Source organism: Kocuria sp. ChxB, assembly GCF_044359605.1.
In the GTDB taxonomy this organism is placed as follows: domain Bacteria; phylum Actinomycetota; class Actinomycetes; order Actinomycetales; family Micrococcaceae; genus Kocuria; species Kocuria rhizophila.
The window spans coordinates 1,090,082-1,109,663 of record NZ_CP121123.1; the positions used below are offsets into that span (position 1 = coordinate 1,090,082).

16 protein-coding genes are annotated in these 19,582 nt (G+C 72.0%); 6 read left to right on the forward strand and 10 right to left on the reverse strand.

Annotation, left to right across the window (positions count from 1 at the left end; all coding sequences use genetic code 11):
- Window positions 1–108: 108 nt before the first annotated feature.
- Complete coding sequence (locus P8S73_RS04795; RefSeq protein ID WP_124109486.1) at window positions 109–1,563, forward strand: DUF6882 domain-containing protein; 1,455 nt, start codon at window positions 109–111, stop codon at window positions 1,561–1,563.
- A 50-nt stretch (window positions 1,564–1,613) separates the two neighbouring features.
- The gene (gene rarD, locus P8S73_RS04800) at window positions 1,614–2,552 is read left to right on the forward strand and encodes an EamA family transporter RarD (RefSeq protein ID WP_396350534.1); all 939 of its coding nucleotides are present in this window, start codon (window positions 1,614–1,616) and stop codon (window positions 2,550–2,552) included.
- A 123-nt stretch (window positions 2,553–2,675) separates the two neighbouring features.
- Here the strand turns inward: rarD and P8S73_RS04805 are convergent, their stop codons facing one another.
- The 4 genes from P8S73_RS04805 to P8S73_RS04820 all read right to left on the reverse strand — a co-directional run bounded on the left by P8S73_RS04805 (window position 2,676) and on the right by P8S73_RS04820 (window position 7,162).
- The gene (locus tag P8S73_RS04805; protein ID WP_191872433.1) at window positions 2,676–2,960 is read right to left on the reverse strand and encodes a methionine/alanine import family NSS transporter small subunit; all 285 of its coding nucleotides are present in this window, start codon (window positions 2,958–2,960) and stop codon (window positions 2,676–2,678) included.
- Window positions 2,957–4,723: a sodium-dependent transporter gene (locus P8S73_RS04810; RefSeq protein WP_124109489.1), complete on the reverse strand. Its 1,767-nt coding sequence runs from the start codon at window positions 4,721–4,723 to the stop codon at window positions 2,957–2,959. The genes P8S73_RS04805 and P8S73_RS04810 overlap by 4 nt, the downstream gene beginning before the upstream one ends.
- A 95-nt stretch (window positions 4,724–4,818) precedes the next feature.
- On the reverse strand, window positions 4,819–5,781 hold the full coding sequence (locus P8S73_RS04815; RefSeq protein ID WP_223110203.1) for a polyprenyl synthetase family protein: 963 nt from the start codon (window positions 5,779–5,781) through the stop codon (window positions 4,819–4,821).
- Window positions 5,782–5,890: 109 nt separating this feature from the next.
- Window positions 5,891–7,162 carry a geranylgeranyl reductase family protein gene (locus P8S73_RS04820; protein WP_124109491.1) on the reverse strand — a complete coding sequence of 424 codons (1,272 nt, stop codon included), beginning with the start codon at window positions 7,160–7,162 and terminating at the stop codon, window positions 5,891–5,893.
- A 269-nt stretch (window positions 7,163–7,431) separates the two neighbouring features.
- On the opposite strand from P8S73_RS04820, the gene P8S73_RS04825 reads away from it, so the two are divergent.
- The 4 genes from P8S73_RS04825 to P8S73_RS04840 all read left to right on the forward strand — a co-directional run bounded on the left by P8S73_RS04825 (window position 7,432) and on the right by P8S73_RS04840 (window position 11,691).
- The gene (locus P8S73_RS04825) at window positions 7,432–8,853 is read left to right on the forward strand and encodes an isochorismate synthase MenF (protein WP_124109492.1); all 1,422 of its coding nucleotides are present in this window, start codon (window positions 7,432–7,434) and stop codon (window positions 8,851–8,853) included.
- Between the two features lie 279 nt (window positions 8,854–9,132).
- Window positions 9,133–9,903 carry an ABC transporter substrate-binding protein gene (locus P8S73_RS04830; protein WP_047978709.1) on the forward strand — a complete coding sequence of 257 codons (771 nt, stop codon included), beginning with the start codon at window positions 9,133–9,135 and terminating at the stop codon, window positions 9,901–9,903.
- An 82-nt stretch (window positions 9,904–9,985) separates the two neighbouring features.
- Window positions 9,986–10,780 carry an amino acid ABC transporter permease gene (locus P8S73_RS04835; protein ID WP_047978710.1) on the forward strand — a complete coding sequence of 265 codons (795 nt, stop codon included), beginning with the start codon at window positions 9,986–9,988 and terminating at the stop codon, window positions 10,778–10,780.
- A 146-nt stretch (window positions 10,781–10,926) separates the two neighbouring features.
- A complete protein-coding gene (locus tag P8S73_RS04840; protein ID WP_124109502.1) occupies window positions 10,927–11,691 on the forward strand; it encodes an amino acid ABC transporter ATP-binding protein in 765 nt (254 codons plus the stop codon).
- 165 nt (window positions 11,692–11,856) lie between these two features.
- Here P8S73_RS04840 and P8S73_RS04845 read toward each other — a convergent pair whose 3' ends face one another.
- The 6 genes from P8S73_RS04845 to P8S73_RS04870 all read right to left on the reverse strand — a co-directional run bounded on the left by P8S73_RS04845 (window position 11,857) and on the right by P8S73_RS04870 (window position 19,561).
- Window positions 11,857–12,594, reverse strand: a complete 738-nt coding sequence (locus tag P8S73_RS04845) for an SDR family oxidoreductase (RefSeq protein WP_047978711.1) — start codon at window positions 12,592–12,594, stop codon at window positions 11,857–11,859.
- Between the two features lie 167 nt (window positions 12,595–12,761).
- Entirely contained in the window at window positions 12,762–14,615 is a 1,854-nt protein-coding gene (gene menD, locus P8S73_RS04850) for a 2-succinyl-5-enolpyruvyl-6-hydroxy-3-cyclohexene-1-carboxylic-acid synthase (protein ID WP_396350535.1), read from the reverse strand.
- Window positions 14,616–14,728: 113 nt separating this feature from the next.
- Window positions 14,729–16,069 (reverse strand): sulfate adenylyltransferase subunit 1, encoded by a 1,341-nt coding sequence (locus P8S73_RS04855; RefSeq protein WP_047978712.1) that lies wholly within the window; start codon window positions 16,067–16,069, stop codon window positions 14,729–14,731.
- Window positions 16,070–16,071: 2 nt separating this feature from the next.
- Window positions 16,072–17,007 carry a sulfate adenylyltransferase subunit CysD gene (cysD, locus tag P8S73_RS04860; protein ID WP_047978713.1) on the reverse strand — a complete coding sequence of 312 codons (936 nt, stop codon included), beginning with the start codon at window positions 17,005–17,007 and terminating at the stop codon, window positions 16,072–16,074.
- Entirely contained in the window at window positions 16,989–17,852 is an 864-nt protein-coding gene (locus tag P8S73_RS04865; RefSeq protein WP_144803523.1) for a phosphoadenylyl-sulfate reductase, read from the reverse strand. The genes cysD and P8S73_RS04865 overlap by 19 nt, the downstream gene beginning before the upstream one ends.
- Window positions 17,849–19,561, reverse strand: a complete 1,713-nt coding sequence (locus tag P8S73_RS04870; RefSeq protein ID WP_047978715.1) for a nitrite/sulfite reductase — start codon at window positions 19,559–19,561, stop codon at window positions 17,849–17,851. Before P8S73_RS04870 ends, P8S73_RS04865 begins: the two co-directional genes overlap by 4 nt.
- Between the last annotated feature and the right edge of the window lie 21 nt (window positions 19,562–19,582).

Consider the following 19,582-nt stretch of genomic DNA (forward strand, 5'->3'; position numbering starts at 1 on the left):
TGCGGTCCGGGCGCCCCGGTCCCCGTGCGACCCCGCCCGGCCCGCGCCCAGCGTTCCGGCAGGACGGACCGGACGGTGGGACCCCGCACCAGTTGTTAGCCTGGACCCATGACGAAAACTTTGCAGGAGCTGATCGACGAGTCGATCTTCATCTCCACCGAGTACCAGGCAGTGCTGGCCGAGCTGTCGCAGGGTGCGGATTGGGACGTGGACTTCTCCGCGCCGTCGTTCACCCTGCAGACCACCCCGCCGGTCACCCTCACGCCCTACCTGCTGGGCACCGAGTCCGCGTCCCGCGGGTCCTTCGTGTGGTGCTGGCAGGAACTGGGCCACTTCAACCCGCAGGTGGTCTCCGCCGCGGTGCAGGCCAAGCAGGCCGGGGAGCGCCACGAGGTCGCGGAGCTGAGCACGGCGGAGCTGCCGCTGCAGGAGGGACTCGCTCGTCGGGTGACCCTGGCGGCCAAGGCTGTGACCGGTCTCTACGCCCACTACCCCGCGCGCGCCGGCGGGAACATCACCGCGTGGCTGCTGCTGGACGGCCAGCAGTTCGAGCTCCCGCGTCTCACCGAGCAGCGGATGATGCAGGTGATCGGGGAGTCCCTCACCACGGACACCGCCGTGGACCACAACCTGGCCGTGGCCAGCTACGCCAAGCTGCGTGGCGCCCACGTGGCATGGGACACGGACGCCACCTGCGTGGTCACGGTCCACGACGGCGCCCAGCGCTTCTGGTTCGACGACCACCAGATCACCGGTGTGGAACCGGCCGAGCCCTCCGTGGGGGAGGACGAGCTTCGCGAGCTCGAGCGTCAGGCACAGACCCACCGCGAGGCTCTGGTCCAGGACCGTCAGGCCGCCGTGGCCCAGGCGGAGCGTCTGGGTGAGCAGCAGCGCGCGGAGGCCGCGGAGCGCAAGCGGCGCGAGCGGGAGGAGGCCGCCGCGGCGGCGTCGTCCGCCCCCGCGGCCCAGCCCACGGACGAGGAACCGCTGCCCACCGAGCTGTCCCCCGAGGACATCGAGGCGCCGGAGCCCGAGCAGCCCGCCGGGGACGTGGCCGTGCCCGCGAGCCAGGTGCGGGACGCGGACGCCCCGTTCGACCAGGAGCCCACCGGGCCCGCCGAGCCCGGACGCGTGGAGACCACCGTGCTGCCCGGCCACCATGAGGAGACCCTCACCGCCGGACCGCAGGCCTCCCCGCACCCGGACACCACCGCCATGTCCCGGATCCCGGATCCCGATCTCGCGGCCGGCCAGCCCGGGACCGCCGAGGAGGAGACCCGCGCCGGGCTCGCCCGCGAGGAGGACGTGCGCACCGAGCGCGAGAGCGTCACCGTCTCCGAGGAGCGCGTGGTGCGCGAGGACGTCTCCCCTGCCGGCACGCGTGAGGCCCACGTGGAGCGCGAGGCCGTGGTGGCCCGCGAGACCGTGGCCGGACCCGAGGCCGCGGACGACGACATCTCCGCCCCCGCTGTGGTGGACGGCGAAGAGGTCGAGACCAACGAGCAGGCGGAGCGCAAGGGCAAGAAGAAGCGCGGCTTCCTCAGCCGTTTCTTCGACCTGTAGGCCCTCCCGGCGCGTCCTGCGCGCCCGTCCACCGGCGGTAGGATGCTCCGGTGAGTGATGAGATGACACCCGGCCCGGGACCCGACCAGCACGGTCGGGCCCGGGCCGGAGTCGGCTACGGGTTCGGCGCCTACGCGATCTGGGGGCTGCTGCCGCTGTACTTCGTGCTGCTGGCGCCCGCCACGCCCTTCGAGATCGTGGCCATGCGGGTGGTCTTCTCGTTGCTCTTCTGCCTGGTCCTGCTCACGGTGACGGGCGGGCTGCGGCAGTACCTGCGGGTCTTCCGCGACCGCCCCGCCGTCCTGGCCCTGAGCGTGGCGGGTGTGCTGATCGCCGGGAACTGGCTGCTCTACACCGTTGCCGCCACCACCGGGCACACGCTCGAGGCGTCCCTGGGGTACTTCATCAACCCCATCGTGGCCATCCTGCTGGGTGTGCTCGTGCTGCACGAGAAGCTGCGGCCCCTGCAGTGGGCCGCGATCGCCGTGGGAGTGGTCGCCGTGCTCGTGATGTCCGTGTTCTACGGCTCCGTGCCGTGGCTGTCCCTGGGACTCGCGTTCTCCTTCGGCTTCTACGGGCTCGTGAAGTCCCGGCTGGGGTCGCGGTACCCCGCCCTCGTCACGCTCGCCGCGGAGACCACCATGATCACCCCGCTGGCCCTCGTGGCCGTGGCCGTGCTCGGGGTGCAGGGGCAGATCACGCTCGTCTCGGAGGGCGCCGGGCACTTCCTGCTGCTGCTCTCCGCCGGCGTGATCACCGCGGTGCCCCTGCTGCTGTTCGGCGCTGCCGCCTCCCGTCTGCCCCTGAGCACCGTGGGCATGATCCAGTACGTGGCCCCCATCGGGCAGTTCATCCTGGCCACGGCGGTGTTCCACGAGGCCATGCCGCCGGAGCGGTGGGCCGGTTTCGTGCTCGTGTGGATCGCGGTGGTGCTGCTCGTGCTCGACGCCGTTCGCGCACCGCGTGCCCCGCGGCTGCCCCGCCGCTGAGCTCTCGCCGGAAGACGCTGCGGCACCCCGTCGCGGCGAGCCCGCGGCCGAACCGCCCCCGGGGACGACGAAGGCCACTGCCGGAGATCTCCGGGAGTGGCCTTCGCTCGTGGGAGGGTCGGGTCAGAGGTGGCGGCCCGCGGTCTGCTCGGGAGCCTGGGCACCCTCACCCGCGGGGTGCGGCCCACCACGCAGGTCGCGCGGACCCCCGGCCGGGGTGCTCGCCCCGCCTGCAGCGTCGTCGACGCCCCCGTGGTGCGCCTCCAAGGGCTCGTCCTCGTCCTCGGCGGGCGTGTCGATCTCGTCCTCCAGCTCGGGAGAGCGCTTGATGTTGATCAGCGCCAGCACGAGCCCGCCCCACACCAGGGTCATGGCCACGACCATCATGACGATTGCGCTGCCGTTCATCGGTTCTCTCCTTCGCTGTGGCGGGACGCGGTGCCCGCGGGGGTGGTCTCACGGGTGCCGCGCTCGGCGTTCGAGCGTGACCACGGCATCCTGCGCCTGACCACGGTGCCGCGGTAGATGGCGCGCAGGGAGAAGTCCTGGCCCAGTGCCGGGGTGCGCCCGGCAGTGTCCGGGTAGTGGGTCAGGGACTCCTGGTTCTCCAGCGCCTTGCGGTCCAGGTAGGCGTCCTGCACCGAGGGTGCAGGGCTCGTGAAGGCCTCCGACGTGCGTCTGCTCCAGGGCAGCCGGGAGATCAGGAAGGAGATCACGATGAGCCCGACCGCCATGCCCCAGCCGAACACGTTCACGAACCACTGCGGCATGTCGTTGTAGCCCTCGGCCACGGTCTGGGTGAGCTGGTCGATGAGGATGTAGCCCAGGATCACCGGGGTCACACCGCCGGCCATGATCATCCAGGTGCGCCCCAGCTTGAAGGACGAGACCGAGTTGATGTGGTCGCGCAGCGTGGGCAGCGCGGTGAACCCAGAGGTGAGCAGCAGCACCGAGACCAGCGCGGCCGTGACGATGCCGAAGTTGTTCACGAACGCGTCCACCACGTCCAGCAGGTTCAGCCCCGTGGTGGTGGGGAAGAAGAGCAGGGACACGGCCGCGAGCGGCAGGACCACGGTGGCCACGGCCGCCTTGCGGGAGAGCCCGAGCTTGTCGCGCACGCCGGCCACGATGACCTCCACGATGGAGATCAGGGACGTGAAGCCCGCGAAGGACAGGGCGCCGAAGAACAGCACGCCCAGAACGGTGCCGAACGGCGCCTCGGAGATGATGGCCGGGAAGGCGATGAACGCCAGGCCGATGCCGGACGTGGCCACCTCGTCCACGCCCACGCCGGAGGCCGTGGCCATGAAGCCCAGGGCGGCGAACACGCCGATGCCGGCGAGGATCTCGAACGAGGAGTTCGCGAAGCCCACCACCAGGGCCGAGCCGGAGAGGTCCGAGCGGGGCTTGAGGTAGGACGCGTAGGTGACCATGATGCCGAAACCCACGGAGAGGGAGAAGAAGATCTGCCCGTAGGCGGCCACCCACACGGAGGAATCGCCCAGGGCCTCCCAGTTGGGAGTGAACAGCGCGTTGAGCCCCGCGGAGGCGCCGGGCAGCGTGACGGCCATGACCACCATGATGAGGAACATGACCACGAGCAGCGGCAGGAGCACCACGTTGAGCTTGCCGATGCCGTTCTGCACGCCCATCATCAGCACCACGAGCAGCACGACCCAGGCGATCGCGGTCACGAGGAACACGGGCCAGATGTAGTCGAAGCCGATGGTCACCTCGTCCGAGACCTGCATGTAGTCCGACATGAAGAACGTGGCGGGATCGTCCCCCCACGCCTTGGTGAAGGAGAACACCGTGTACTGCATGGCCCAGCCGATGATCAGCGCGTAGTAGACCGCGATGACCACGCAGATCCCGAGCTGCCACCAGCCGATGGTCTCGAGCTTGGGGTGCAGCCGCCGGAAGGACAGCGGGGCGGAACCGCGGTAGCGGTGCCCGATCGCGTAGTCCAGCATGAGCAGGGGGATCCCCGCGGTGAGCAGTGCCACCAGGTAGGGGATGATGAAGGCGCCGCCGCCGTTCTCGTACGCGACGTACGGGAAGCGCCAGATGTTGCCCAGGCCCACGGCCGAGCCGATGGCGGCGAGGATGAACATGGTGCGGCCGGAGAAGGCTTCCTTCGCGGCGCCACCCTGTTTCGTGTCAGTGGTCATGTGTGAACCTCACGGGGGAATTCGTCCCATAGACGCGGCCACCGGGGTCCCGGGGCACGCAAGCGGATCGTGAATGCCCCAAGGATACTGACAACTCAGCCGGTTCTGTGGACCACGGCGTGAGCGAATTCACAGAGTGCGGACTTGGCCACGGAACCGGGCAGGGGCGCGAGCGCCTCGACGGCCTCGTCCGCCCACTGGTTCGCGATCCGCCAGGCCTCCGCGGAGACCGGGTGCTCGGACACGGCGTCCACGGCGCGGGCGAGCGCCTCGTCCTCGGAGAGGTCACCGTCCACGAGGGCGAGCACCTCGCGTGCCGTGGCGGCGGCCTGCGTGTCGGTTCCCGCCGCCTCGCGGCGCAGCAGCAGCACGGGCAGCGTGTCCACGCCCTCGCGCAGGTCCGTGCCGCGGGTCTTGCCGGAGACGTCCGGGTGGCCGGTGAGGTCGATGATGTCGTCCGCGAGCTGGAAGGCGAGCCCCAGCTTCTCGCCGTAGACCACCATGAGATCCACCACGGAGGCGGGGGCACCACCGAGCAGGGCGCCGTACTGGCCGCTCGCGGCGATCAGCGAGCCGGTCTTGCCCGCGATCACGTCCAGGTAGTGCTCCACGGGGTCCTCGCCCTCGGCCGGCCCGGCCGTCTCGCGCAGCTGACCGATGACCAGCCGCTCGAAGGTGCGGGCCTGGATCATGAGGGACTCCTGGCCGAGCTCGGACACCATGGACGAGGCCCGCGCGAAGATCATGTCCCCGGTGAGGATGGCCACCGTGTTGCCCCACACGGTGTGCGCGGTCTCCACGCCCCGGCGCATGGGGGCGGAGTCCATGACGTCGTCGTGGTAGAGAGAGGCCAGGTGGGTCAGTTCCACCACCACCGCGGCCTCGACGACGTCCTCGTTCACGGACCCGGCCACTTCCGCCGCGAGCAGCGCGAGCAGGGGCCGGATGCGCTTGCCGCCTGCATTGAGCAGGTGGCGCGCGGTGACGTCCGCCAGCTGGTCCGTGGAGCGCACCGATTCGCCCAGGCGCTCCTCCACGCGCTCGAGCGAGCGCAGCATGAGGGGACCCAGGCGAGGGTCCTGGGCGATGAGTTCGAACCCCGCGGGCAGGCGCGGGGAGGCCTCGGGGCGGCTGGGATCAGTCACGGTGCACCACTCTATCGACAATTCAGCGCGCGGGCGTCAGCGCGTCCAGCACCGCGATGGCGCGGTCCGTCAGGGTCCGGGCGGGGTGGTCCGAGAGCTCGGTCATCACCTGCACGGCGAAGCGCATCAGCGCGGGCACGTGCATCCCGGCGCGCACCGCGGCCGAGAGCACCGCGGGGTGGCCGATGAGCTCGGCGAGCGCCCTGCCCTGCGTGAAGTGCGATCCCCACTCGTCGCGCACGAGCTGCGGGTAGCGGGCCAGGGCGTTCTCGCGCTGCTGGGCGCCGTTCGCGCCGGCGGCGTCGAGGATGCAGGACGCGGCGAAGAGCCCGGACTCCATGGCGTTGGAGATCCCCTCGCCGTTGAACGGGGAGACGAGCCCGGCGGCGTCGCCCAGGAGCATCAGACCGGGAACGTAGTGGGGGGTGCGGTTGCCGGCCATGGGCAGGGCCGCGGAGCCGATGCGCCCCACCTGGTGCTCGGGGTCGAACGTCCAGTCCGCGGGCATGGAGGCCACCCAGTCGCGCAGCACCGCGCGGTAGTCCAGGGTGCCGAAGGCGGGGGACGTGTCCAGGATGCCGAGGCCCACGTTCGCGGTGCCGTCCCCCACGCCGAACACCCAGCCGTAGCCGGGCAGCAGCGAGCGCTGCGGGGAGGTGCCGTCCTGCAGCTCCAGCCAGCCCTCCATCCAGTCCAGCTCGGAGCGCGGGGAGCGGTAGTACGTGCGCACGGCCACGCCCATGGGCCGGTCCGTGCGCCGGTGCAGACCCGCGGCCACGGCGGTGCGGGTGGAGTTGCCGTCCGCGGCGAGCACGAGGTCCGCGGTGTGATCCTCGGTCTCCGCGGTGCGGCGGCCGGTGGCGGGGTCCATCACGGTGGCGCGCACGCCCACCACGCGGCCGGTGCCGTCCCGCAGCACGTCCTTCACGGCGCGGTGCTCGACCACGTGCGCGCCGGCCCGCTGCGCGTGGCGGATGAGGTCCTCGTCGAAGCCCGCGCGGGTGCGAACCAGGCCGTAGGAGGGGAAGTCGGTGAGCTCGGGCCAGGGGAACTCCACGGTGCGCCCGGCCGCGACGAGCCGCAGCCCGCGGTTGCGCGTGTAGCCCTCGGCCTCGCCGTGGGGCAGTCCCATCAGCCGCATCTGCTGCACGGCGCGCGGGGTGAGTCCGTCCCCGCAGACCTTCTCCCGTGGGTAGCCCGTCTTCTCCAGGACGGTCACGGGGATGCCCTGGCTCGCGAGCCAGTACGCCGCCGTGGCGCCGGCGGGACCGCCCCCGCTGATCAGAACCTTCACTGCGCCGCAGCCCTCCGCGTCCTCGTGCACCCGGGGTGTGCGCCGGCCGGCGCGCGTGACCCCCTGGAATCCACGGACCATTGTGTCACTGCCCGCCGACGCCGCCCGCCCACCCGGCGTCCCGGCTCAGCCTTGCGCTCGGGCTCCGGTGCGGGCCGCGAGCCCGCCATTGCGCACCACCGGGGCCGGGATCCCGCGAGAGGGCAGGGCCCAGGGGCGGGCTGCCGAGCGGCAGCACCGGCACCCCGCGCGTCCTATGCTGGTGGGCGATGACACCAGAGTTCCCCGCGCCCCGTCTGAGCGCGCTCACCCTCCCCCTCTCGGACGTCCCCGCCGCCTCGGACTTCGCGCGCGACCCGGACGTCCGCCGCCTGCTCGGCAGCGAGGACCCCGCCACGTGGATCGTGCGCGGCCAGGGCCTCGTGGGCCTCGGGCGCACGGCCGCCTACCGGGTGCGCGGCGGCACGCGGTTCACGTCCGCGCGCGTGTGGTGGGACGCCGTGCGGGAGGCCGCCCACGTCACGGACGAGGTGCGGCTGCCGGGCACCGGGCTGCTGGCCTTCGGCGCGTTCGCGTTCGCCCCGTCCTCCACCGTGGACTCGGGACTGATGGTCCCCGAGCTCGTGGTCGGCACCAGCGGGGACACCGCGTGGCTCACGCTCGTCACCACTGACCCCTCCCCCACGGTCTCGGACCTCGACGCCGCCTGGCGCCGCCTCGCACGCCTGGCCCCCACCGGGCACGCTGCCCCCGCCGGGCACGACGCCGCAGCGCCGCCCCGCACGGACGGCGACCGTGCGGCGTCGTCGCACCCCACGGCGGTGCCCGGTGCGCTGGACGAGGAACGCTGGATGGCCGCCGTGGCGGACGGCGTGGGCATGATCCGCGCCGGGGAGCTGGACAAGCTCGTGCTCGCGCGGGACGTGGTGGTGGACACCGGCGCGGACATCGACCTGGGCGGGGTGCTCGGGCGGCTGAGCGAGCGCTTCGACACGTGCTGGACGTACTGCGTGCGTCTGGGCGAGGAGGGCTCGCCGTGCGCGGGGCGCCTGCTCGGCGCCACCCCGGAGATGCTGATCCGCGTGCACCGCGGCACCGCGACGGCCCGTGTGCTCGCGGGGACGCTGGACCGGCAGGACCTCCCGGAGGGTGCGAACCCGGAGGACTTCGCGGGCACCGAGCTGGGCGGGTCCGAGAAGCAGCAGCGCGAGCACCGCTTTGCCGTGGACTCCCTGGTGGCGGGGCTGTCCCCGTACGCGGACGAGGTCTCCGGCGGCGAGCACCCGTTCATCCTGGCCCTGCCCAACGTGTGGCACCTGGCCTCGGACGTCACCGCGCAGCTGCGCATCGGTGTGGACGGCACCCTGCCCTCCGCGCTGGAGCTTGCGGAGGCCGTGCATCCCACCGCTGCGGTGTGCGGGACCCCCACAGTCACCGCGGGCGCGGTCATCGAGGACCTCGAGCGCATGGACCGCGGCCTCTACGCGGGACCCGTGGGCTGGCTCGACGGCGCCGGCAACGGCGAGTGGGGCATCGCCCTGCGCGGGGCGGTCCAGCTGGACGGCCACCGGGCGCGCGTGAGCGCGGGCTGCGGGATCGTGGCGGAGTCCGATCCGCGGGCCGAGCTCGCCGAGACGTGGGCCAAGCTGCGTCCCATGCTGGAGTCGCTGCCCGCGCGGCAGACACCCTGACCCGGACCGGCCGGCGCGCCGGGGTGCATCGCAGGGCGCACCGGGGTCCGTGACGGGGCACGCCAGAGGGTTGCTCCGGGTCTCTCTTCGAGAGCACGGAGAGGCCCCAGCGAGGTCGCGGTGCTGCGATCTCCGAGGCCGCCGCAGGGCCGTCCACGATCCGTCACCGGGACCGCTGAGGGATGGTCACGGGGCGCGCAACGGGCCGGATGTGATGTGCGGCATAGTACGATCGCCAGCAAGCACCACCCGATCCGCCCCACTCGATGAGGAGTCCCCATGCCTTCCCTGCGCCAGCTCGTCCCCGCGCTCGCCGTCATCTCCGTGGCGGGACTGGCCCTGACCGGGTGCGAGTCCACCTCCGGCGGGGACTCCGAGGCCAGTGGCGGATCCGGCACCTTCACCGTGTGCACCAACTCCCCCTACGCCCCGTTCGAGTTCGAGAAGGACGGCGAGATCGTGGGCTTCGACATGTCGCTCGCGGACGAGATCGCCAATGACATGGGCAAGGAGAAGAAGGTGGTCCAGGCCAACTTCGAGACCCTGGAGTCCGGGGCCGCCCTGGACACCGGCCAGTGCGACGCCGCGATCTCCGGGATCACCATCACGGACGCCCGCAAGGAGTCCGTGGACTTCTCCAAGCCGTACTTCAACGACCAGATCGCCCTGCTGACCACCAAGGACTCCGGGATCTCCGGCTTCGACTCCGTGGGGGGCAAGACCGTGGGCGTGCAGCAGGCCACCTCCGGTGAGCAGTACGCCAAGGACAAGGGTCTCAAGACCCAGCAGTTCGAGGACGTGGAGCTCATGTTCCAGGCCCTCGAGTCCGGCGGCGTGCAGGCCGTGTCCGGCAACATCTCCACCCTGTCCAAGCGCGCGAGCGAGAACCCGGACCTGAAGGTCGTGCAGTCCGTGGACACCAACGAGAACCTCGGGGTGGCCGTGAAGAAGGGCAACACGGAGCTGCTGGACTCGGTGAACAAGACCCTGGACCGGGTCACCAGCGACGGCACCGTGGACAAGATGAAGGAAGAGTGGATGGGGCTGTAGGCCCCGCCGATGAACACCCGTGCCGGGCGGTGACCACCGCCCGGCACGCACTTGTGGAGAACCCACGGACAGGGAGACACCCATGGCCATGACCACCAGGCAGCGGGCCAGGCTGTCGCGCGGCATCCAGTACGCCGTGCTCGTGATCGCGCTGATCGCCTTCGTGGTGCTCGCGGACTGGGAGGTGCTCTACCAGAAGGTCTTCAACCCGGAGGTGGCGCTGGCCCAGTTCCCGGAGATCATCACGGTGGCGCTGAAGAACACCCTGATCTACACGGTGCTGGGCTTCGTGGTGGGCCTGACCCTGGGCGTGCTGCTCGCCCTCATGAAGCTCTCGTCCGTGGCGCCGTACCGGTGGCTGGCCACCCTCTACATCGAGTTCTTCCGCGGGGTCCCCGCGCTGCTGGTGTTCCTGGCGCTCGGCTACGGCATCCCGCTGGCGTTCGGCTTCCGCTTCAACCACTACGTGACCGTGATGATTGCGCTGGGCCTGGTGGCCGCGGCGTACATCGCCGAGTCCCTGCGCGCCGGTCTGCAGGCCGTGCCCCCGGGCCAGTACGAGGCCGCCCGCTCCCTGGGCATGTCCCACAGCAGGGCCATGGTCACCATCGTGATCCCGCAGGCGCTGCGGATCGTGCTCCCGCCGCTGACCAACGAGGTCATCCTGCTCACCAAGGACTCCTCCCTGGTGTACCTGCTGGGCATGAGCGTGGAGCAGTACGAGCTCACCAAGTACGGCCGTGAGGGCATCTCCGACGCCGGCGCCGGGCTCACCCCGCTCGTGGCCGCGGGCGTCTGCTACCTGATCATCACGGTGCCGCTGGGGCTGCTGTCCCGCCACTTCGAACACAAGACCGACCGGGTCGCACAGTCCTAGGAGCTTCCGTGTCCACTTCCGCAGCATCCCCCACGCCCGGTCCCGGTGGCCCCGTTCCCGGTGCGTCCACCGGAGCGGACCGTGCCGCGGCGTCGTCCGCCGCTCCCGCCCAGGGCACCGCCTCCCCCGAGCGCAGCGGCACCGCCGTGCGCGTGCGGGAGCTGCACAAGTCCTACGGGGACCTGGAGGTGCTGCGCGGGATCGACCTGGACGTGGAGACCGGCGAGGTCGTCTGCCTGATCGGGCCCTCGGGCTCGGGCAAGTCCACCCTGCTGCGCTGCCTCAACCTCCTGGAGACCCCGCAGTCCGGGAGCATCACCGTGGACGGCTTCGACGTGATGGACCCGGACCTCGAGGTGGACGCCATGCGCCGGCGCGTGGGCATGGTGTTCCAGCAGTTCAACCTGTTCCCGCACCTGAGCGTGCTGGAGAACTGCACCGTGTCCCAGGTCAAGGTGCTCAAGCGCTCCAAGGCCGAGGCCCAGCGCGTAGCCCTGGCCAACCTGGAGCGCGTGGGGCTGGGGAACAAGGCGGACAACCGCCCCGCCCAGCTCTCGGGCGGTCAGCAGCAGCGCGTGGCGATCGCCCGGGCCCTGTCCATGGACCCGGACCTGATGCTCTTCGACGAGCCCACCTCCGCCCTGGACCCGGAGACCGTGGGAGACGTGCTCGCCATCATGCGCGGGCTCGCGGCGGACGGGATGACCATGCTCGTGGTGACCCACGAGATGTCCTTCGCGCGCGACGTCGCCGACCGCGTGGTCTTCATGGACGGCGGCGTGGTCGTGGAGCAGGGACCGTCGCGTGACGTGATCGGCTCGCCGCAGCACCAGCGCACCCGCTCGTTCCTCTCCCGCGTGCTGAACCCCACCACGGTGGAGGCACCGGAGGCTCCGCCCGCCCACGCCTGAGGCCCGGAGGGACGGGCGCGGGTGACGAGGCTGGTTGGGTCGGGGAGGCCCACCCTGCGGTCGGTCCCGCGGGCACAGGGTGGAGAACCCGGGCCCCGCGGCCCCGGACATGACGCGGACCCCGAACGCCGCTCCTGACCGCCCGAATCCCCGTCCTGGTGGTGCTCAGCGCATCCCGGAGGGGCGCACGGAAATGACCTCAACCTCGGAGGTGCGCTCGGCGTCCACCGCCATGCGGACCGCCGCGGCGATCTGCTCGGGTTGGATCCACTCCTCCGGGCGGTACTCCTGGCCCATGTACTCGTGCAGCTGCTCCTGCATGTCCGTGGCCACGCGGCCCGGGTGCACCGAGGCCACGCGCACACCGTGCTCGCGCTCCTCCTCACGCAGTGCGTCCGTGAGGGCCCGCAGCGCGAACTTGGTGCCGGAGTACAGCGCGGAGGACGCGCGGGACGTGAACCCCGAGCCGGAGTTGATGGCCACCACGTCCCCCTGCGCCGCGCGCAGCTCGGGCAGGGTGAGCCGGGTCAGCTGCGCCACGGAGATCACGTTGACGTCGAAGATCTGCTCCCACATATCACGGGGTGCGTCCGCCACGAGGGACTGCGGGGCGATGCCCGCCGAGTGCACCAGGACGTTCAGGGCCCCGAACTCCTCGCGCAGGGGCGCCCACGCGGCGGCCACCTGCTCGTCGTCGGTCACGTCCGCCACGAACGGGCGGGTCCCGGGGCCCACGCCGGCGAGCTCGGCGCGCAGGCGCTCGACGTCCTCGGCCGAGCGGCCTCCCACGAACACCACGTGGTCGGCGGCGAGGTCCCGGGCGATCGCGCGGCCGATGCCGCGGGTCGCGCCCGTAACCAGGGCGGTGCGAGGGGTGCTCTGCGGTGCGGTCTGTTCACTCATGACGCCATGCTAACGAGCGGGCCCGCACCCCGGGCCAGCGGGGGCACGCGGCGGACGGCGGACACACCGCCGCGACCACGGTGACGGTGCGGCCCTCCGCAGCTCTCGGCAGCACGACGCCGCCCGGTGCGGGCGGCCTCCCGGGTTCAGCTCGGTTGGTGCTCGGCTCAGCCGCGCGCGAGGTGCTCCTGCGCGGCCCGCGCTCCCGCCCGCCGCGCAGCCGCGTTGACGTCCCGCAGGGTCTCCCGGGACACCGGCACCTCGATGACCCTGCGGCCCACCACGGGTGCCGCGAGCGCGGCGGCCAGTTCCACGGCCGTCTCCGCCCGCACGTGCTCCACGCCGTGGGCCGCGCACAGGTCCGCGATCCCCGCCCGGTGCGGGGTCCCGAAGAACCGCTCCACCGCTGCGGTGTAGCGCTCGTCCAGGCCCAGCCCCCCGTGCTCCAGGGTCTGGAAGATGCCCCCGCCTGCGTCATTGACCACCACCAGGTGCACGTCCGGAACCTGCTCCCCCGGGCCCACGAGCAGCCCCCCGGCGTCGTGCAGGAACGTGAGGTCTCCCATGACGGCGCGCACCGGGCGCCCGGTGCCCAGCCCCACGCCGTGGGCGGTGGCGACCGTGCCGTCGATCCCGGCAAGGCCCCGGTTCGCGATCACGGGCACGGGCGAGTCCGCTCGCGCCACGAGGTCCACGTCCCGCACCACCGTGGAGGAACCCACCACCAGCACGGAACCGTCCCGGCAGCTCGCGTCCCACACCGCGCGCGCCACGTGCAGCCGGGTCAGCTCCTCCCGGGTGTCCGCGAAGCGCAGCACGGCGGCGTCGGCGGCGTCCCCGGCCTCGCGCCACGCACCGAGCCACCCCTCGGTCACGGTCCCGACGGCGCTCGCGGCCTCCTCGAAACTGGGCACCTCGGTCTCGGAACGGCGCCCCGGCTCGAACCACGGTGCAAGGTCCGGGCGCACTGCGACGACCCTGACCCCGGAACGCTTGAGCAGGGCGGAGACCGCGCGGCTCAGCGTGGGCCGTCCCACGAGCACCACGGTGTCGATCTGCCGCCCGAGGGTGGTGTCCAGGAGGCTCTCGTAGGAGGCGATCGCCTCCCCCTCGCGGGCGTTCGAGGAGGGTTCCGCGAGCAGGGGAAAGCCGTGCTTCCGGGCGAATCGAGCTGCGGCCCGCCCGGCGCCGTCGCCCGCGAAGACCACCGGATGGGAGGGCACCGAGGCCGTGCCCGAACCGGGAAGCGGTGTGGACGGGGCGTTGGTCGGCGCGCCATCCGTCGGGGCCTCATCGGTGGGGGCCCCAGCGGGCAAGAACGGCTCGGGCAGGAACGGCTCGGGCAGCACCGACCACGGGTGGGCCGTGAGATCGGAGGGGCCGTCGGACCGGGTTCGGCGCAACTGTCCGGCCAGTTCCCGGGCCCAGTCCTTCAGGTGCTCGTGGTCCTCGTCCGAGACGGGATAGAGAGGGTCCCGGAGGGCGATGTTGAGCTGCACCGGGCCCGGCGCGGCGTCCCAACTCCCGGCAAGCGCGGCGAGCGGGGCGTGCAGGGCGGCGTCGATCTCGGCGCGCTGCTCGACCTCGGTGCCGGTGCCGTCCGGGGGCAGAACGTCCACCTCCGCACGCACGAAGGTGCTGAACAACCCGGGCTGGCGCGTGGTCTGATTGGCGCCGGTGCCGCGCAGCTCGGGCGGGCGGTCCGCGCTGAGCACCACCACGGGCACTCCCGCGTGGGAGGCCTCCATCACGGCGGGCAGCAGCTCCCCCACGGCGGTGCCGCTCGTGGTGAGCACGGCGCACGGGTGGCCCGTGGAACGCGCGACCCCGAGGGCGGTGAACGCGGCGTCCCGCTCGTCGATCCGCACGTGCACACTCAGCGCACCGCTCGCGTGGGCGGCCGCCGCGGCGTAGGCCAGCGGCGCAGAGCGCGAGCCGGGGGACACCACCAGGTGCCGCATCCCGCGCTCCGCGAGCGCGCGCAGAACCGTGGTGGCCGTGAGGATGCTGGGGGTGATCACCCTCCCGAGGGTACTCAGCCGCACCGACGCAGGCGGACCGGTCGACGGCGCCGGGCACGGCACGCACCCGGCGGCACCGTGGAACCGGACCGGGCGGCGTCGTCAGCCGGGGCTCAGATGGCCCACTCCCCCGCGTCCGCGCGGAGGCTGCCGAGCACGCCGGGGGTGCGCACGCTGTCGTCCTGGACCATGCCCGCGGCCTGGGTGCGCCCGGACTGCGGGTCGATCAGCAGGAACGAGCCGAGCGCGTGGGAGGCCGTGTACGCGGTGGTGAACAGGGGTTCGGCCACGCGGATGCTCACGCGCCCGATGTCGTTGAGCTCGAACGCGCCCACGGACTCCGCCGCGAGGCTCTCCAGGTTGAGCCGCCCGTCCAGCGAGCCGACGATGCCGCGGACCACGCGCGTGGTGTGCTTGAGCAGCACGCGCTGGCCCTCGCGCAGGGGGTTCTCATCGTCCAGCCAGCACACCACGGCGTCCACCGTCTTGGAGCCCCGCGGCGCATCGGCAGGGGCGGCGAGCAGGTCACCGCGGCTGATGTCGATCTGGTCCGCGAGACTCAGTGTGACGGACTGCCCCGCCACGGCGTGCTCGGCGGGGGCGCCGGCGACGTCGATGCGGGTCACCGTGGTGGTGCGCCCCGCGGGCTGGACCGCCACAGCATCGCCCACGGCCACGGACCCGGAGGCAATCTGACCCGCGTAGCCGCGGTAGTCCGTGAACTCCGGGGACACCGCCGCGGACTGCGGGCGGATCACGGTCTGCACGGGCAGCGCGAAGGGCTCGGAACGCGTGAGCTGCGAGGAGTCCGGGAGGTTCTCCAGCCATCCCAGCAGGGAGGGCCCCGAGTACCACGGGGTGGCCTCGGAGGTCTCCACCACGTTGTCCCCGCGCAGCGCGGAGACCGGGATGCTCTGCAGGTCCAGCACGCCCAGCTCGTCCGCGAGCGCGTGCAGATCCCGCTCCAGCGCCTCGAAGGCGTCCTGGGCGTCCGCCACCAGGTCGATCTTGTTGACTGCCACGATCAGGTGCGGCACACCCAGCAGCGCGGCCACGGCCAGGTGGCGGCGGGTCTGCTCCACGATCCCGTGGGTCACGTCCACCAGCACGATCAGCGCGTCCGCCGTGGAGGCGCCGGTCACGGTGTTGCGGGTGTACTGCACGTGCCCGGGGCAGTCGGCCAGGATGAAGCTGCGCGCGGGGGTCGCGAAGTAGCGGTAGGCCACGTCGATCGTGATGCCCTGCTCGCGCTCGGCCCGCAGCCCGTCGGTCAGCAGGGCCAGGTCCGCGGAGCTCAGCCCGCGGGATTCGCTGACCCGCTCGATGGCCTCCAGCTGGTCCACCAGGATGTTCTTGGTGTCGTGCAGCAGCCGCCCCACCAGGGTGGACTTGCCGTCGTCCACGCTGCCGGCCGTGGCGATGCGCAGCAGGCTCGCTTGGTTCTCGGTGCTCATCTCTAGAAGTAGCCCTCTCGCTTGCGGTCCTCCATGGCGGCCTCGGACACGCGGTCGTCCGCGCGGGTGGCCCCGCGCTCGGTGAGCGTGCTGGTCCTGACCTCGGCCAGCACCTCCTGTGCGGTCGCGGCCGGGGACTCGACGGCGCCCGTGCAGCTCATGTCCCCCACCGTCCGGTAGCGCACGGTGCGGGTCTGCACGGTCTCGTTCTCGCGCGGGCTCACGTGCTCGCCCACGGCCAGCCACATGCCGTCCCGGCTCACCACGTCCCGCTCGTGGGCGTAGTAGAGGGAGGGCAGCTCGATGCCCTGCTCGGTGATGTAGGACCAGATGTCCAGCTCGGTCCAGTTGGACAGCGGGAACACCCGCACGTGCTCCCCGGGGCGGTGGCGCGTGTTGTACAGGCTCCACAGCTCCGGGCGCTGGTTGCGGGGGTCCCACTGGCCGAACTCGTCCCGCAGGCTGATGATCCGCTCCTTGGCGCGGGCCTTCTCCTCGTCCCGCCGGGCGCCGCCGTAGACCACGTCATGGCGGCCCTCGGTGATGGCGTCCAGCAGGGGCACGGTCTGCAGCTGGTTGCGGGTGCCGTCCGGGCGCTCGGTGAGGCGGCCGTCGTCGAGGTAGTCCTGCACCTTCGCGACCTCCAGGCGGATGTGCAGCTGCTCCACCGTGCGGTCCCGGAACTCCAGGACCTCCGGGAAGTTGTGCCCGGTGTCCACGTGCAGCACGGGGAACGGGATGGGTGCCGGCCAGAAGGCCTTGGCGGCCAGGTGCAGCATGACCACCGAGTCCTTGCCGCCGGAGAACAGCAGCACGGGGCGCTCGCCCTCCGCCGCGGTCTCCCGGAAGATGTGGATGGACTCGGCCTCGAGGCGTTGCAGCTGGCTCAGCGCCGTCTCAGTGGGGGCAGTGGTGGTGCTCACAGGTGGATCCCGCATTCTGTCTTGCCCACACCGGACCAGCGTCCGGCACGGGGGTCTTCTCCGGGGGCAACCTTCCGCGTGCACGGGGCGCACCCGATGGACGGGTAGCCCTGGCTCAGCAGCGGGTTGACCACCACCAGGTTCTCCTCGGCGTACGCGACCACGTGGTCGAAGGTCCAGTCCACAATGGCGTTGATCTTGACCATCTGGTGGTGCTCATCCCACTCCACGGGCGCGGCGTTCGCGCGGTGCGGCGTCTCTTCACGACGCAGCCCGGTCACCCACGCCTCGTAGCCCGCCAGGGCCTTGTCCAGCGGAGCCACCTTGCGCATCCCGCAGCACAGCCCCGGGTCACGGTCGTGGAGCTGGGCACCGTACTTCTCGTCCTGCTCGGGCACGGTGAGCTCGGGCAGCAGGGTGCGCACGTTCACGGGCCAGTCCCGGGCGAACTCGTCGCGGGTCTGCAGGGTCTCCGGGAAGTGGTAGCCGGTCTCCAGGAACAGCACGTCCACGCCCTTGAGGTGCGTGCTGACCAGGGCGGGCACCACGGTGTCCGAGGCCATGGAGCACGCCACCGCCAGGCGGGGCCCGAAGGTCTCCGCGGCCCACGCGAGCACCTCGTCCGGGTCCGCGTCCCGCTCGCCGAAGCGCTCACGCGCCTCCTCCACGAGGGCCTTGAGCTCCTCGGCGGAGCGGGTGCGCCCGGGTGAGACCCCCTGGGAGGTGGCCGGTGCCGCGGAGCCCGCGGGCGGCGTCGTCGTACCACGGGCGTCCAGGGCCGCGGCGGACCGCGCCGCCGGGTCCCCGCCCTGCCCCGCCGCGAGCGGGTGCGTGGTGAGCTGGATGTCGGTGGCTGTCATCGCAGGGAATCCTCCTCGGCGCTCAGCGCCCACTCGGCGAAAGACTGTTCGGGGCCGCGCTCCCGCAGGAAGGTGCGGGTCACGCGCTCCACGTAGTCGGAGAGGTCGTCCGCTGTGACCTTGAGCCCGCGCACGGTGCGACCCAGGCCGCCCTCCTCGCGGTCGGTGGAGGCCAGCCCGCCGCCCAGGTGCACCTGGAACACGTACTCTTCCCCGATGTACTGGCCCTTGAGCCCGATGTCCGCGGTCTGGATGCGGGCGCACGAGTTCGGGCAGCCGTTGATGTGCAGGGAGATGGGCGTGGGGATTTCCACGTCCGCCAGGCGGTCCTCCATGTCGTCGATCACCCGGGCGGCCAGGCCCTTGGTCTCCACGAACGCGAGCTTGCAGAACTCGATGCCGGTGCACGCAATGGTCGAGCGGCGGAACGGGCTGGGCTTCGCGTGCAGTCCCAGGGGCTGCACGGCCTCGATCAGCCCGTCCACGGTGTCCTCGGGCACGTCCAGCACCAGCACCTTCTGGTGCGGGGTCAGGCGGATGCGCTGGGAACCGGCGGCCTCGGCGGCGTCGGCCAGGGCCACGAGCGCGTCCCCGGAGAGCCGGCCCGCGGTCAGCGCGAAGCCCACGTACCGGTTGCCGTCCACCTGCTCGTGCACGCCCACGTGGTCCGAGTGGCCCACCGCGCGCTCGGGGGCGGGGCCGTCCGGCAGCTCGAAGCCCAGGTACTCGTCCTGCAGCACCTGCCGGAACGTTGAGGGGCCCCACTCGGCCAGCAGGAACTTCAGGCGGGCCTTGGTGCGCTGCTTGCGGTAGCCATAGTCGCGGAAGATCCCGCACACCCCGGCCCACACGGGCACCACGTTCTCGCGGGAGACGAACGCGCCCAGGCGCTCGCCGAGCCGCGGGGCCACGGACAGCGCGCCGCCCACCCACAGGTCGTAGCCGGGGCCCAGCTCGGGGTGGTTCACGCCCACGAAGCTGACGTCGTTGATCTCGTGCACCACGTCCAGCGTGGGGCTGCCGGTGATCGCGGTCTTGAACTTGCGCGGCAGGTTCACGTACTCGGGGTTGCCGATGAACTCCTCGCGCAGCGCGGCCAGCTCCTCGCTGGGGTCGATGACGGCGTTCTTCTCCACGCCCGCCACGGGGCTGCCCAAGAACACGCGCGGGGTGTCCCCGCACGCCTCCAGGGTGGTCAGGCCCACGGCCTCCAGGCGCTGCCAGATCTCGGGGACGTCCTCGATGCGGATCCAGTGCAGCTGGATGTTCTGCCGGTCCGAGACGTCCGCGGTGCCGCGCGCGAACTCCCGGGAGATCTCCCCCAGCACGCGCGCCTGCTCGGTGCTGAGCTGCCCGCCGTCCAGGCGGATGCGCTGCATGAAGTACTCATCCGAGAGGGACTCGGCGTCCAGCTTGGAGGTGCTGGCACCCTCCACACCCTGCTTGCGCTGCGTGTACAGGCCCAGCCAGCGGAACCGGCCGTGGACGTCGTCCGTGGGGATCGAGGCGTAGCCGGTTTTCGAGTACTCCTCGATGATCCGCCGCTGCACGTTGAGCGAGTTCTCCTCCGCCTTGAACTCCTCGTTGTGGTTCAGGGGCGTGCGCCCGCTGACCTTCCACTGGCCCAGATCGGTGCCCTTGCGAGGTCCGCGCACGCGTCCGGACGCGCTCTTGGGGGGCGCGGTCCCGGTGTCTGCGGAGGTGGTCATGGGGTGCTCCTTGGGTGAGAG